Below are 13225 nucleotides of genomic sequence, written 5' to 3' on the forward strand. Positions count from 1 at the left end.
CGCGCCGCGGCGGCCGACGGCGCCACAATCCGCCGCTTCAAGGAATTCCACGATAGCGCTGCCTCCTGGAGCCGGGTCGAGCGTATCATCGCCCGCGTCGAGGCCGGCCCCCGCGGCTGCGACACTCGCTTCATCGTCACCAGCCTGACCAGTGGGACCGGCAAGACGCTGTACGAAGGCGTCTACTGTGCCCGCGGCCAGGCCGAGAACCACATCAAGGCGTGGAAAGCCCATCTCGCCGCCGATCGCACTTCGTGCAGCAGCGCCGCCGCCAACCAGATCAGGCTGTTCCTGCATGCCGGCGCCTACTGGCTGATGTGGACCCTGCGCGCCGCCCTGCCGAAGCGCTCGCCGTGGCGGCGCGCCCAGTTCGACACGCTGCGCCGGCGCATCGTGAAGATCGCCGCACGCGTCGACGACATGAAGACCCGCATCACGCTGCACCTGCCGAGCGCCTGTCCCGCCGCGCCCCTGATGCGCCTGCTTCTCGAGCGACTGCCGCGCATGGCGCCAGTCTGACGACTGCCCCGGCCGTCGCCCCCGCTCGCCCCGAAACCGCAACCTCAAAACCCGAACATCCCGAACCGCGCCGCCACCGCGAGCGCGCCCGAAAAGCATGGGCGACACCGACCCGACAGTGCCGCCAATGTCCAACGGGAATGTCAGGCGCGCCCTGATGCATGATCCGGGCTAGCCGGCCGAAGCTGGATCCAGCGTCTCACCCTGCGGTGGATATATTCGCGACAGCTGATGGAGGTGCCCGCGCATTTCGGCGGCGGCGCGATCGGGTTCACGCCCTTCCAGGGCCTCGAATATACGGACGTGCGCAGCGTAAGCCGTCTCCATCTGACCATCGTTCAGCAGGCTCGTCCGGCGGACTTCACGTAACCATTCATCGATCGCGACAAAGAACCCGTTGATGATCGGATTCTCGACGACCCGGGCGATCGCCGAGTGAAACTCGACATCAGTCCGTCCAAATTCATCCATGTCTCCCACGGCATCACGGTTCCGCTCCAGCTCGGCCCGAAGCCCCGCGATCTGGTCGTCGGAGATGCGCTCTGCGGCAATACGGGCGACGCCCGTCTCCACGATCGCCCTTATCTCCATGAAAGAGCGCAGGCCGCCCGGTTCAGTCAGATGAAACGCCGCTGCTTCTGACAGCATGCCGAGGAGAAAGTCCGGCCGGGGCCCGCAGACGCGGGCGCGCGTCCCCGGCCGGGTCTCGATGAAGCCCTTGCTTTCCAGCGCGGCGGTCGCCTCGCGCACCGTCAGACGCGACACGCCGAACTCGTCCATGAGGTCGCGCTCGGAGGGCAGCGCGTCGCCCATCTCGTAGACCCCGGCGCGAATGTCGGTCGCCAGCATGTCCACGAGGTCCTCGTGCATGCGCCGTCGCCGCACGATCCGCCCCGCACGTCTCTGTCTGGCCGGCTTGGCCTTCTCGGTGTTAGCGACCACTGCGCTCTCCCCTTTTACCAGGATCGATAGAGCGATGAATGCGCCCGTTGACAAGCCTAGTCACCATGCGTCAGAAAGTCATCAACTGGCTGGACCGTCTGATGGTCGGACCAGTTTGCAGCGGAACCGCCATCCGGGATGGGATGCGGTCCGACTCGCCAATTGGGAGGTTCTTCATGCAGAAATCTTTGTTCGCGGCGCTGGTTCTCGGCGCTTCCACTGTCGCCTTTCCGGCTCTCGCCGAGGACATCGCCATCGCGCTCCACGTCGAGCCGGGCCACGAGATGTTCCAGGTCGGTGAGCGACTGAAGAAGAATATCGAGGAGAAATCCGAGGGTCGCTTCACGGTCACGCTGCTCGGCACCGAAGTCGGCGGCGAGCGCGATCACCTCGAGGGCGCTAGCAGCGGCGAGTACCAGATCGCGCTGGGCGGTTCGATGCCGATGACCCTGTACGCGCCGAAATATGCGGGCGCGGACCTGCCCTTCGTGTTCGATTCCAGCGCCGACGCCAAGAAGGTCTATGAAGGCGAAATGGGCGAGCAGCTGCGGCAAGCCGTCCGCGAGAACGGCAATCTGGAGCTGGTCGGCCTGTCGATCCGCAACCCGCGGAACCTCACCTCGAAGAACCCGGTGAAGACGCCGGACGATATCCAGGGCGTTCGCATGCGGGTGCCGGAAATCGCCCCCTGGGTGCAGATCTGGACGGAAATCGGCGCCCTGCCGAGCCCCATTGCCTGGCCGGAGGTTTACACCGCGCTGCAGACAGGCGTCATCGACATGCAGGAGAATCCCGTCGACTACATTTGGTCGGGCAAGCTGTTCGAAGTGCAGTCGCACATCGCCAAGACGCAGCACGTCTATTCGTTCTTTCACTGGCTCATGAACGAAGATTTTTATGAAGGACTGTCCGAAGAGGACCAGACCTTGCTGCAGGAATCCATTGAAGATGCGATCACCTGGGGAGACGAGCTTGTCACAGGCAACGAGGCTAAGCTTTATGAGCAGCTTCAAGAGCAAGGCATGAAAATTGTCGAACCGGACGTTGCGGCGTTCCGCGCCAAGGCGGCTCCGGCCATCCGCGAGATCGCGGACGGCTTTGCGCCCGAGGTGCGGGACTACGTGCTGTCCAAGCTGAACTGATAAGTCCTTAGCCTGCGGCACGCCCGTCTTGGTCGGCGGGCGTGCCTTTTACTGGGTCAGTATCGGGGGGATCGCGTGGCGGCGTCGATTGAAAAGGGAAGCGTTGCGTTCCCGAACAGACTTGCGGGCTATTTCTGGCGGTTTGTCGAGGTCGTCATGACCCTCGCCTTTATCGCCATGCTGGTCGTGATGTTCGTCCAGGTGGCATCGCGCTACGCGCTCGGCATCGGCGTACCCTGGACCGACGAGACATCTCGCTTCCTATTTATCGCCGAGATCTTTCTCGGGGCCGCGATCGCTCAACGCCATGGCGCTCAAATCCGGATCACAATCCTGCTCGATCTCATGTCGCCGCGGATCCGGCGTTGGTTCGACATTCTCGGCGACGTGCTCACGGCCGGAATCGCCATTCTCGTGGTTGCCGGAGCTTTTGAGATGATGGGCCAGACACAGAACGTCAGCGCCAGCACCATCCCCGTCTCTTACGCTAATCTCTATCTCGTCCAGGCGGTCGGGCTCATCATGCTGATCGCCCTCCTCCTCAAGGACATCGCCGACGCATTCCGCGGCACGCGCCAGACGGACAGCATGTCATGATCATTTTCCTCGCCCTCTTCGGCACGCTTCTCCTTCTGCTCTTCATCGGCGTGCCAGTCGGCTTCGCGATGATTGGCGCCTCGATCTCGGTGCTCGCAGCCACCCGCGGCTTCGACAGCATTCCCTACGAGATGCTTGCCCAGCGCACCCTTTACGGCGTCAACAGCTTTACCCTTCTCGCAATTCCAGCCTTCCTGCTTATCGGCCGGTTGATGAATGCGTCGGGCATTTCAGACCGCGTGTTCAACATCGCTCGGTCGCTTGTTGGGCACCTCCGCGGCGGACTTGGGCACGTCAACGTCCTGTCCAGCATGATCTTCGCGGGCATGTCTGGCTCGGCGGTCGCCGACGCCGGCGGCCTCGGTCCGCTCCAGATGCGGGCTATGGAACGCGACGGCTACGACAAGGGCTTCAGCGCAGCCGTTACCGCCAGTTCGGCGACTATCGGGCCAATCATCCCGCCGAGCATCCCCGCCGTGATCTACGGTGCCCTCGCCAATGTCTCGATTGCCGCGGTCTTTCTCGGATCTATCGTTCCCGGCGTCCTGATGGGCCTCGGCTTGATGGTTCTTGTCGCTTATATTTCGCATAAGCGTGGCTATCCCGTCGCAAAACGCGCGACCATGCGCCAGATCGCCTCGGCCTGCAGTGCCGGCTTCTTGCCGATCCTGACCCCGATCATCATCATCGCCGGCATCCTTTCCGGCATCTTCACGCCCACTGAGGCCTCGGCGATCGCCGTGGTCTACTGCACCATCATCGCATTCTTCGTCTATGGAACGATCACAGTTCGAGAATTCTGGGTGATCTGCAAGGATACAGCGGTCGACACCGCGGCGCTGCTGGTGATCATCGCGGGCTCTGCACTCTATGCCTGGGTTCTAGCACGCTATCAGGTCACCACGCTGATCATCGACTACCTCGCAGTCAATATCGACAATAAGTACGTGCTGCTGGTGGTCCTGAACATCTTCATTCTGCTTGTCGGCTGCTTCATCGACTCGGTCCCGGCGCTGTTCCTCCTAACCCCCATCCTGACGCCGCTCGTGATCAGTTACGGGATCGATCCTGTGCATTTCGGCGTGGTGATGATCTTCAACCTGATGATCGGTTTGGTGACACCGCCAGTCGGCACGGTTCTGTTCACCGTACAGCGGGTAGCCGACATCCCATTCGGCCACCTCGTGAAGGAAATCCTGCCCTTCTACATTCCGTTGTTCGCGATGCTGATTGCGATCACATTCCTGCCCTGGCTGGTCCTCGCTGTTCCGAACCTTCTGCTGAACTGAGCCCGGACAACTTCTTCAAAACGGAGCATTCTGATGGCAACCCTCGTCTTCGGTGGGCTGGGACATGTCGGGTCCTGGATTTCCCACGATCTGGCGGCACGTGGCGAAGATGTCGTCATCTTCGACCTCGGCGCGACCGGGCTCGACGGACTTGGCCACGACTATCTCGAGCCCTATCGCGACAGGCTGACCTTCGAGAACGTCGACGTTCTCGATGTCCACACCCTGTTCGAACGGATGCGCGCCTATGAAGGTCGAATCGACGCCGTCATCTTCGGCGTCGCCGTCATCGCCGGTCCGAACTTCGCTAAGCGGCCATTTCGCCACATCCAGATCAACACGGTCGGGATGCTGAACGTGATCGAGGCCTGCCGCATCTTCGGCGTGCCGAAATTCATCAACCTCAGCTCCGGCGCAATCTATGGCGACCAAGCTGGCGGCCAAACCGAGGATCTGCCGGTCAAGGTGACCGATCTCTACGGTGCGACGAAAGCCTCCAACGAGGTCCTGGCCGTGCAATACGGGCAGACCTACGGGTTCGACGTGCGCAATGCGCGCCTTTATTTCGTCTACGGTCCAGGCAAACTGCCATCGCGGATGCATGTGCTCTACCAAGCGATGTTCGGCCCTCTTGAAGGCCCGACCGAGGTGGACTCGCCGAAGGGAGGCGATCAGTCGCTCGACTGGACGCATGTCCGCGACACGGCAGCCGGTGTGGTTGCTCTCCTCGACGCTCCAGCAAATGTGTCAGGAGAGGCATTCAACATTTCCAGCGGCGTCGCCGTTGCCCATCGCGAAATCGTCGGGCATGTCGCCGATATCGTGGGGCACGAAAGCAAGGTCACGCTCGGCTCGGGCCTGTTCTTCGAACGCGGTGCGCCGCTCGACATCTCCAAGGCCCGTACGCGCCTCGGCTTCGAGCCCCGCTTCGCCGACATCCGTGAGGGCCTGCGCGACTATCACACGTGGCTGCAACGCGCCCGCGCACATTGATCTCACGAATTGCGGAGGGGAAACATGGATCAGCGGATCGTCGCCGAATACATCCTCAGAACGGCCGGGGATCCGCATCGTGTCGCGGATACTATTGCCGGCGAGCAATCCTCGGGGACGTTCATCGCAATCCCCGGGGAGAGCGAGGAACTGAAGGCACGATCCGCTGCGACGGTGGATCGCCTTGAGGAGATCGAGGATAGCAGTCGGCCGATGCTGCCGGGCGCGATCGGGGATAGTGCTCGCAGCTATCGGATGATCCTGTCGTGGCCGCTCGCCAATGTGGGGCCGTCGCTGCCGAACCTTCTTGCTACGGTCGCCGGCAATCTCTTCGAGCTCCGCGAAGTCGCGGGCCTCAAACTCGTCGATCTGCACCTGCCCCCAGCCTTCGCCGATCGCTATCCCGGTCCGGCCTTCGGCGTGGAGGGAACCCGGCAACTGACGGGGGTCGCGGATCGACCGCTCATCGGCACCATCATCAAACCGTCGATCGGCCTGAATCCAGATGAAACCGCCGCTTTGGTCGACCAACTCTGCGAGGGTGGCATCGACTTCATCAAGGATGACGAACTCCAGGCCGACGGCGCGATCTGTCCCTTCGACGAGCGCCTTGCGGCCGTGACGACGGTGATCGCACGTCATGCCGAGCGGACCGGCCGTAAGGTGATGTATGCCGTAAACCTGACCGGCGAAATCGACGAGTTGCTCCGGCGGCACGACCAGGTCGAGGCGGCCGGGGGCACCTGCACCATGGTAAGCCTGAACAGCGTCGGCCTGACAGGCCTGACAGCCCTGCGCCGCCATGCCCGCCTGCCTATCCACGCCCACCGCAATGGATGGGGCTATCTCGGCCGCTCGCCGGACAATGGCTGGTCATATGTCGCATGGCAGAAGATCTGGCGGCTCGCCGGCGTCGACCACATGCATGTCAACGGTCTGGCCAACAAGTTCTGGGAGCCTGACGACAGCGTCATCGCTTCGGCAAAGGCGTGCCTGACACCGCTGTCCCCGGCCCGCCCGGACCGGGTCATGCCGGTCTTCTCCTCAGGACAAAGCGTCAAGCAGGCAGAGGGCACCTGGAGGCATCTGGGCTCGCCGGATCTCATCTACTGCGCCGGCGGGGGGATCATCGCGCATCCCTCGGGAATCGCCGCCGGGGTGCGATCCCTGCGAGAAGCCTGGGACGCCGCGATGCAGGGTGTGCCGTTGCAGGAGGCCGCCGGAAACTCGCCCGACCTGGCCCTTGCCGTGGAGACGTTCGCATGAGGGGCAAATTGCCGGACGGCGTCCTCCTCGCCTTCTATGGAGACGACTTCACTGGCTCAACCGATGCTATGGAAGTCACCGCCTTCGCCGGGCTGCGCACCGTGCTGTTCACCCGCACGCCCGATGCGCAGGATCTCGCCAGCTTCGCCGACTATCCGGTGATCGGCATTGCCGGAACCGCGCGCTCGCGAAGCCCGGACTGGATGGACCGGAACCTCCCCGGCCCCTTGCGGGCGCTGGCCGACCTCTTCCCCAGAATCCTCCAGTACAAGGTCTGCTCGACCTTCGATTCCGCGGCGGACGTCGGCTCGATCGGACGCGCCATCGATATCGGCGACAGCCTTGTCGCCGGCCCCTGGTCGCCGTCGATCGTCGGCGCCCCGCAGCTCGGCCGGTGGCAGGTCTTCGCCAATCTCTTCGCCGCCGCCGGCGGCGTCCGCTATCGCATTGACCGTCATCCGACGATGTCGCGGCATCCCGTAACGCCCATGCGCGAAGCCGATCTGCGCCTGCATCTGTCCAGCCAGACCGCACGGGACGTCGTCTCGATCGACGTGGCGGCCATCGCCGGCGGAACCGCTGACCAAGCCGCCGACCAGGCACGCGACAAGCCTGGCACGATCGTCTTCATCGATGTCGTCGACGAGACGACGCAGGCCGAAGCCGGCCGGCTCGTCTGGGATGGCAGCGACGGCCCGGTGTTCAGCGCTTCCTCCTCGGGACTACAATACGCGCTAGTGGCGCACTGGCGCCGGGCAGGGATGTTGCCTCAGAGTCCGGCCCCGTTCGCGCCGGTCCCACCGGTCGATCACCTGCTGGTGCTGTCGGGCAGTTGCTCGCCGGTCACGGCCGAGCAGATCGAGATCGCTGAAGCGAGCGGCTTCGAAACCATCCGTCTCGACGTGGCACAGGCCGTCGCCCCGGAGACCGCAGCGACTGAAATCGGAAGGATCGAGACGGCGGTCGACGCGGCGATCGAGCGCTGCGGCCGCGTCATCGTCTTTGCCGCCAGGACCGTCGACGATCCGGCCTTCGCCGCGCTCCAGCGGACGGCCGCCGATCGCGGTATTGCCTTTTCAGCCGCCCAGGAATCCATCGGCCGGGTGCTCGGCCGGATTGCGGCCGCTGCCGTCCCGCGCCTTGGCCTGCAACGGATCGTCGTTGCCGGAGGCGATACGTCCGGGCGGGTCCTCGAAGCCTTGCCGGTGACAGCACTGGAAATCGCGCACCCGCTGGGCAAGGGAGCGCCGATCTGCCGTTGTCACAGCCACGTGCCGGAGTTCGACGGGCTCAAGGTGGTTCTCAAAGGCGGTCAGCTCGGCTCACCATCGCTGTTCCTCGACGCGCTGGGAACGCATCAGGTATCCTGATCTTCGCTTTACGGGCAATCCCGGAAGCCATGTCTACCCGAAACGCGAATGCAGAATCCTGGAAGCCATAGTTTCAAAGCGGCAATGTGAGGCTGAGTTCCAGCCCGAAGTGCAACACTCCACCACCTGTCTCGCCGGAGACTTTGACGGACTGATATTACGCCGTTCGCCGCCCGGACGAGCCGCGCGGCGAACGGCTGCGGAATCAGCTGGAAAAGGCCGTTGCCAAGGATTGTGGATCGGCGGCCTCGACGCAGCACGAAAATCGCAGTCTGATCAAGGCCGTAAAGCAGCGGATTTCCCACCCCTGCTTGAAAAGCAATCTCAATCTGCGGTGACAACGGTTCGTGAAACCTAAGAGGTGAACCGAGCCAGGGAGACATAAAAAATCGGCTTTTGAATAAAAAGCCTCCTGTTAAACAAAAAAGCTCCTTTCGGACAGCTCGACTTCCCTTTAGCATTACTGGATGTATATTGAGATCATCGGCGGCATCCCGTCGTCGAGATGATGGTCGACTGTGCGGCGTCCGCGAAAGCGGCCGCCAGGGAAGTTGTAGCTTCCCCGGCAGCCTGACCACCCTGACTCGCTTGGAGAGTACAGCATGGCTGACTTGTGTTTGCCGCGCGCGACGGAGTCGCGCAAGGAAAATCCCCTCATTTCTGAAGACAGGGCTCCCGGCGCGCCCCCGCGTCAGGGGATCTCTGTCGTTCACGACCTGCCGCGCTATGCATTCGGCCCGACGCGACCGCGCGGGCACGTCGTCGGGCAGCGCATGTACATTTCGGGTCTCGCGCCTGCGGTTCGGATCAGCGACATCCCCGACGTTCCGGACGATCTCAAGGTTAGGATGTTGGCCGCTGCGGCGCAGCGCGCAGCGCATCTCTCGGAAGAAGCGGACAATGGTTCCGTCCCGGAAGTCAGCCGGACGGCGGGTTACTGTCACTCAGCGCTGGACGCTGCAGCCCATGCGGCTCCCGAGATTGCCAATGCGCGACGCGAACGCCCCGCAGCCGGGCCGGTCTTCGACGCTGCTGAAATCGCCGCAGCTCGGGCACTGATGGATCGTCTGCGGGAGCATCGGCTCGTTCTCATCGATGCCGCCGGGCTCCACATCGAGCACGACATTGTTGTTCGTCCGGATCTCTGCATCAAGCTTGCGGCCATCGGTTTGATCACCGTGTTGAAATCGCGCGACCGTCTGATCGTTGGCCGTCGTCCCTGACTAGCAACGCCTTCGGCGTGCCTGGCGTTATCCACGAACCCTGTGACGTCCCTTGTGGCCTTAAGGGCCGCTTGGGTCGGCTCGGGATGCGTCAGCCGCTGCTGATCCCGACGGTCCGATTGACCAGCGGCGGGTCATGCCGCCGTCCGTCCCTCAGTAACCCATTTCCCTATTCCCTTCCCTTTGACCTGGCTTAACGCCTGGCATGGAGACTTTATGACCAGCATTCTGAAACCCAGTTGCTCGGGCGCCCACGAACACTCCGGGACCCGTCCGTCTCCGAACGCTCTTCATTCATTTCTCGAGAGCGAGGCCACCCGCATCGTCGCCGAGGCAGTGCGGGCCACCGAGGCCCTGCCCGAAGATGCCGTGCTCGGGGCTTTCTCCACTATCGGCTCGATCACGCGCTCCATTACTACCCGGGCCGGCCAGACAATCCCGGCCGTCATCGCGGAAGTTCTCAGGACGGACGAGCGACTCGTCGTCCTGCGGGAGGCCGAAATGCCGATCACCCGCACAGCCGCCGAAATCGTCCGGCAGAATGCGGACGATCATTCGGTCCTTCTCTCGCATGAGGAGGCGATCGCCCGGCGCTTCATCGTCGATCTGGTCGTGATCGAGAAGCAACTCCGCCACGCCATGATCTACGACTCCAAGCGCGGTGCGGCGGCCCTTTCCTCTTGCAGAAACGTTCTGGACCTGTTGCGAGGGGCGGCGCTGACGGGCGCAAGCGCCCTGCGCGGCATGGGCTACGATGTCGCGACGGTATCCTACGGCATAATCGACCGGTATGGACGCACCGGCGCTGATCCCACTCGCACCATCGGCCCAGACGGGCTGGATGAGCACTTTGGCGTGCCGATTCGAGCGGCCCTCGACGCCTTCGACGCGATCCTCGGCAGAACGCTCGCCGCCCAACTCGGACCGCTGGCGGCCTCGATCGTCGCCCTTTCCCAGCCTCGGCCGCGGGCAGAGACGAAGTTCGACGAGGGAGATGCGGGGCAGGAATCGCCCCCCGACTTCCCGACCGCCACCTTTCCGGCGCGACTTGTCGGCCCGGTCGAGCGGCGGGCCATGGCGGCCAGCGAGACGTCCCCCGCTTTCGGGAGGGGTAGGCGATGACCATCATCTCCCTGCACTCGATCCGCTCCGTCAGGTCCGCCTTGTGCTGCGAGCCTATCCCGCCCCAGACGGAAAGGCCGGTGAAGCAGGCCATCATTCCTGCGCCTACTACCTTGCTGATTGCCTATTCTCTGCGTGCGCATCTTTCCGGCCGGTTGGATGCAGCCACGGCAGACAGGCTCATCCGTCGACTGCTCGCAAGCGGTGACGCCGCCGCGCAAGTTGTCGCCGGCTTCATTCTCGAACGCCACCGACTGCCGGACGCTAGTCCGCCCACTGCCGGCACGGCCGCAATGGTTCACAGCCCGCAGTCCGTCGATTCCTCCACCGACAGGAGATCATCATGACCAAGCGCACGGTATCCAGACGTCTGAAGCAGCCCAACGGTACGCGCGGGCTCGCGGAGCCGCTCGAGTCCAAGAAGCAGGCCCGCTCCAAGCCAGCGGCCGCGCTGCCGAAGGCTGTGACGCCCATCGGACGCGAGTTGGTTAGGCGCTGGTGGGCATATCAGGCCAAAGCCGCGCTCCCAATCGCTTTCTCCGAGGAGGACGATGATGGCCTGCTGGATGGCTCCGTCGAAGCCGCCATCAGCGGCGCTCGGCCGGCACCGGAGGTGATTCCGCCTGCCGCGGATGATATCGCCATGTCCCTACTGCTCGGCCGCGCCCTGCAGGCGAGCCCCGACGTCCTGGACCGGCTCGACTCAACCGCCCCCGTGCTCCTGCTGCGCACCGCCTATCCCGCAATGATCGCCGAGCGCATCGCGCATCTCGCTAGCAGTGGCATACTCTCGCCCAACCGTCGTCAAGTGTTCCGCAACGCGGACCTGCGCGGGCACTTCCGCCGTAGTACTCGGACCGCCATGATCATACTGACCGACGAGTCTGCTGAGCCGGGCCGAAAGACGGACGAGCGGAGCAGCCCCTCTGTCCTAATCGCTTCAGCGCTGGCGTGCGCTGCCCCGGTGATCGTCATCGCGGCCAGCCACGGCAAGAGTGATCTCGCCGATGCGGCACAACCCTACGCGGAAATGGTCGCCGTCCTGACGGAACTCGATCCGGACACCATCCGCTCGACCCTGCGAAATATACTGAACACCCGCCGCGTCCGCCGACTTTCCGCTGATCAGGCGAAGGTGCTGACCCTGACCGATCTGGCGCTCGCAGCCCGGCCGGGCGTCTCTGCAACACAGGCCATCGCAAGCCTGGAGCGGCTGGCCGCGGCTCGTCTCAGCCCCGGTGAAAAAAATTCGGCCGGCCCGCGCCTGGAAGAACTGGCTGGCTACGGTCCGGCTCGCACGTGGGGCCTCGATCTCGCCCAGGATCTTACAGATTGGAAGGCCGGCCGCATCGCTTGGAGCGCGATTGATCACGGCCTGCTTTTGTCCGGTCCACCCGGCACTGGCAAGACAACCTACGCCAAGGCGCTCGCCAATACCTGCGGCGTGCCGTTGATCGCCTCGTCGGTGGCTCAGTGGCAGCAGGGTGACGGCCACCTAGGCACGGTTCTGGGCCGGATGAGGAAAACCTTCGAGGAAGCTTGGGCGAAGTCGCCGGCCATCCTCTTCCTCGACGAAGCAGACGGCATCGGCCGGCGCGATCACTTGAGCGGCGACCATGTCGAATATTGGGAACAGGTCGTGAACGGGATGTTGGAGCTCGTTGATGGCGTCTGTTCCGGCGAGGGCGTCGTCTTGGTCGGCGCGACAAATCATCCTGAGCGAATTGATCCAGCTCTGCGGCGTTCCGGCCGACTGGATCGGCACATCACGATTCCCCTGCCCGATATCCCCGCGCTCGAGCAGATCCTGCGCACGCATTTGGACGGCGCGCTTTCCGGAGAGGACCTGCGGGGTATTGCACGTCTTTGCCTCGGCGCGACGGGTGCCGATGTGGCGGCCTACGTGCGACGCGCCGATCGTCTGGCCCGACGGGCGGATCGGTCACTCGCAATCGAAGATCTGGCGATGGCGATTGCCGAGGAACGGCCCCGCCGACCGGAGGAGGCGCGGCGCATCGAGGCGGTGCACGAGGCCGGTCACGCTATCGTCGCCGTGCGCGCGATCGGGGCGAGCCATATCACATTGGCGATCGATCAGCCGCATGGTGGATACACTGCGATGGACGGGGATAGGTTTGCTTTCCCATTGAGGGATGATCTCCAGCAGCACATGATCGTGCTCATGGCTGGTCGCGCGGCGGAGGAAGCGATCCTCGGCGTTCCAAGCGCAGGCGCGGGCGGAAGCGAGGCAAGCGACCTTGCCCGCGCTACGATGCTCGCTCTCTCGATCGAAACCGGACTCGGGCTTGGTGTTGACAGCGGCCTCGTATGGGAAGCGCAAGACATGGCACTCGCCCGCCTTGCAGCCAGCCCGGGTCTGCGTCTGCGAGTTTCCGCGATGCTGGACGAGGCCTATTCGCGTGCCAAAGCGATGATCGTGGTCGAAATGGAGACGGTCAACTGTCTGGCCGAGGCGCTTCTGCAGAGGAGCGTGCTGGAGCCGCCCGAGGTGCTGGCGATCATCAATGCGTCCGCAGAGGCAAAGCCGCGGGATGCGGACACGAAGACCTCGAACCGAGAGGCCGGGATGAACGAGCTGATATCCCGACCGGCCGTGAAGCGCACCGAAGACTGGAGAGCACCCGGCCGGGAATTACGCCCGCGAGGCACGTCGCCAACCTCTGTCCTGATCGGTGAGGACAGACCTGCCGGCACGCGAGCCTCCGATCAGGCGTAGATCCCAGTTCCACCATCAACCCGGC

Annotated in this window: 12 protein-coding genes; 11 read left to right on the forward strand and 1 reads right to left on the reverse strand. The window is 63.8% G+C overall.

Annotated features, from left to right (window positions below; genetic code table 11):
* The coding region (locus VQ042_RS14590; protein WP_331820514.1) for a transposase at positions 1 to 519 on the forward strand (519 nt) is incomplete at its 5' end.
* 171 nt (positions 520 to 690) lie between these two features.
* Here the strand turns inward: VQ042_RS14590 and VQ042_RS14595 are convergent.
* On the reverse strand, positions 691 to 1389 hold the full coding sequence (locus VQ042_RS14595; RefSeq protein ID WP_331820619.1) for an FCD domain-containing protein: 699 nt from the start codon (positions 1387 to 1389) through the stop codon (positions 691 to 693).
* Positions 1390 to 1745: 356 nt separating this feature from the next.
* Here VQ042_RS14595 and VQ042_RS14600 point away from each other — a divergent pair, with 356 nt between their 5' ends.
* The 10 genes from VQ042_RS14600 to VQ042_RS14645 all read left to right on the forward strand — a co-directional run bounded on the left by VQ042_RS14600 (position 1746) and on the right by VQ042_RS14645 (position 13200).
* Positions 1746 to 2603 carry a TRAP transporter substrate-binding protein gene (locus tag VQ042_RS14600; RefSeq protein ID WP_331820517.1) on the forward strand — a complete coding sequence of 286 codons (858 nt, stop codon included), beginning with the start codon at positions 1746 to 1748 and terminating at the stop codon, positions 2601 to 2603.
* A 156-nt stretch (positions 2604 to 2759) separates the two neighbouring features.
* On the forward strand, positions 2760 to 3200 hold the full coding sequence (locus tag VQ042_RS14605; RefSeq protein WP_331820519.1) for a TRAP transporter small permease: 441 nt from the start codon (positions 2760 to 2762) through the stop codon (positions 3198 to 3200).
* The gene (locus tag VQ042_RS14610; RefSeq protein WP_331820521.1) at positions 3197 to 4489 is read left to right on the forward strand and encodes a TRAP transporter large permease; all 1293 of its coding nucleotides are present in this window, start codon (positions 3197 to 3199) and stop codon (positions 4487 to 4489) included. Before VQ042_RS14605 ends, VQ042_RS14610 begins: the two co-directional genes overlap by 4 nt.
* A gap of 33 nt (positions 4490 to 4522) precedes the next feature.
* Positions 4523 to 5482, forward strand: a complete 960-nt coding sequence (locus tag VQ042_RS14615; RefSeq protein ID WP_331820523.1) for an NAD-dependent epimerase/dehydratase family protein — start codon at positions 4523 to 4525, stop codon at positions 5480 to 5482.
* Between the two features lie 24 nt (positions 5483 to 5506).
* Positions 5507 to 6748 (forward strand): ribulose-bisphosphate carboxylase large subunit family protein, encoded by a 1242-nt coding sequence (locus VQ042_RS14620; RefSeq protein WP_331820526.1) that lies wholly within the window; start codon positions 5507 to 5509, stop codon positions 6746 to 6748.
* Positions 6745 to 8118: a four-carbon acid sugar kinase family protein gene (locus VQ042_RS14625; RefSeq protein WP_331820528.1), complete on the forward strand. Its 1374-nt coding sequence runs from the start codon at positions 6745 to 6747 to the stop codon at positions 8116 to 8118. Before VQ042_RS14620 ends, VQ042_RS14625 begins: the two co-directional genes overlap by 4 nt.
* Before the next feature lie 602 nt (positions 8119 to 8720).
* Positions 8721 to 9341: a hypothetical protein gene (locus tag VQ042_RS14630; protein WP_331820530.1), complete on the forward strand. Its 621-nt coding sequence runs from the start codon at positions 8721 to 8723 to the stop codon at positions 9339 to 9341.
* Positions 9342 to 9557: 216 nt separating this feature from the next.
* Positions 9558 to 10463 carry a hypothetical protein gene (locus tag VQ042_RS14635; RefSeq protein ID WP_331820532.1) on the forward strand — a complete coding sequence of 302 codons (906 nt, stop codon included), beginning with the start codon at positions 9558 to 9560 and terminating at the stop codon, positions 10461 to 10463.
* Complete coding sequence (locus tag VQ042_RS14640) at positions 10460 to 10810, forward strand: hypothetical protein (RefSeq protein WP_331820534.1); 351 nt, start codon at positions 10460 to 10462, stop codon at positions 10808 to 10810. The genes VQ042_RS14635 and VQ042_RS14640 overlap by 4 nt, the downstream gene beginning before the upstream one ends.
* The gene (locus tag VQ042_RS14645) at positions 10807 to 13200 is read left to right on the forward strand and encodes an AAA family ATPase (RefSeq protein WP_331820537.1); all 2394 of its coding nucleotides are present in this window, start codon (positions 10807 to 10809) and stop codon (positions 13198 to 13200) included. Before VQ042_RS14640 ends, VQ042_RS14645 begins: the two co-directional genes overlap by 4 nt.
* The last annotated feature ends 25 nt before the right edge of the window (positions 13201 to 13225 follow it).

Source organism: Aurantimonas sp. A2-1-M11, assembly GCF_036549475.1.
Lineage (GTDB): Bacteria > Pseudomonadota > Alphaproteobacteria > Rhizobiales > Rhizobiaceae > Aurantimonas.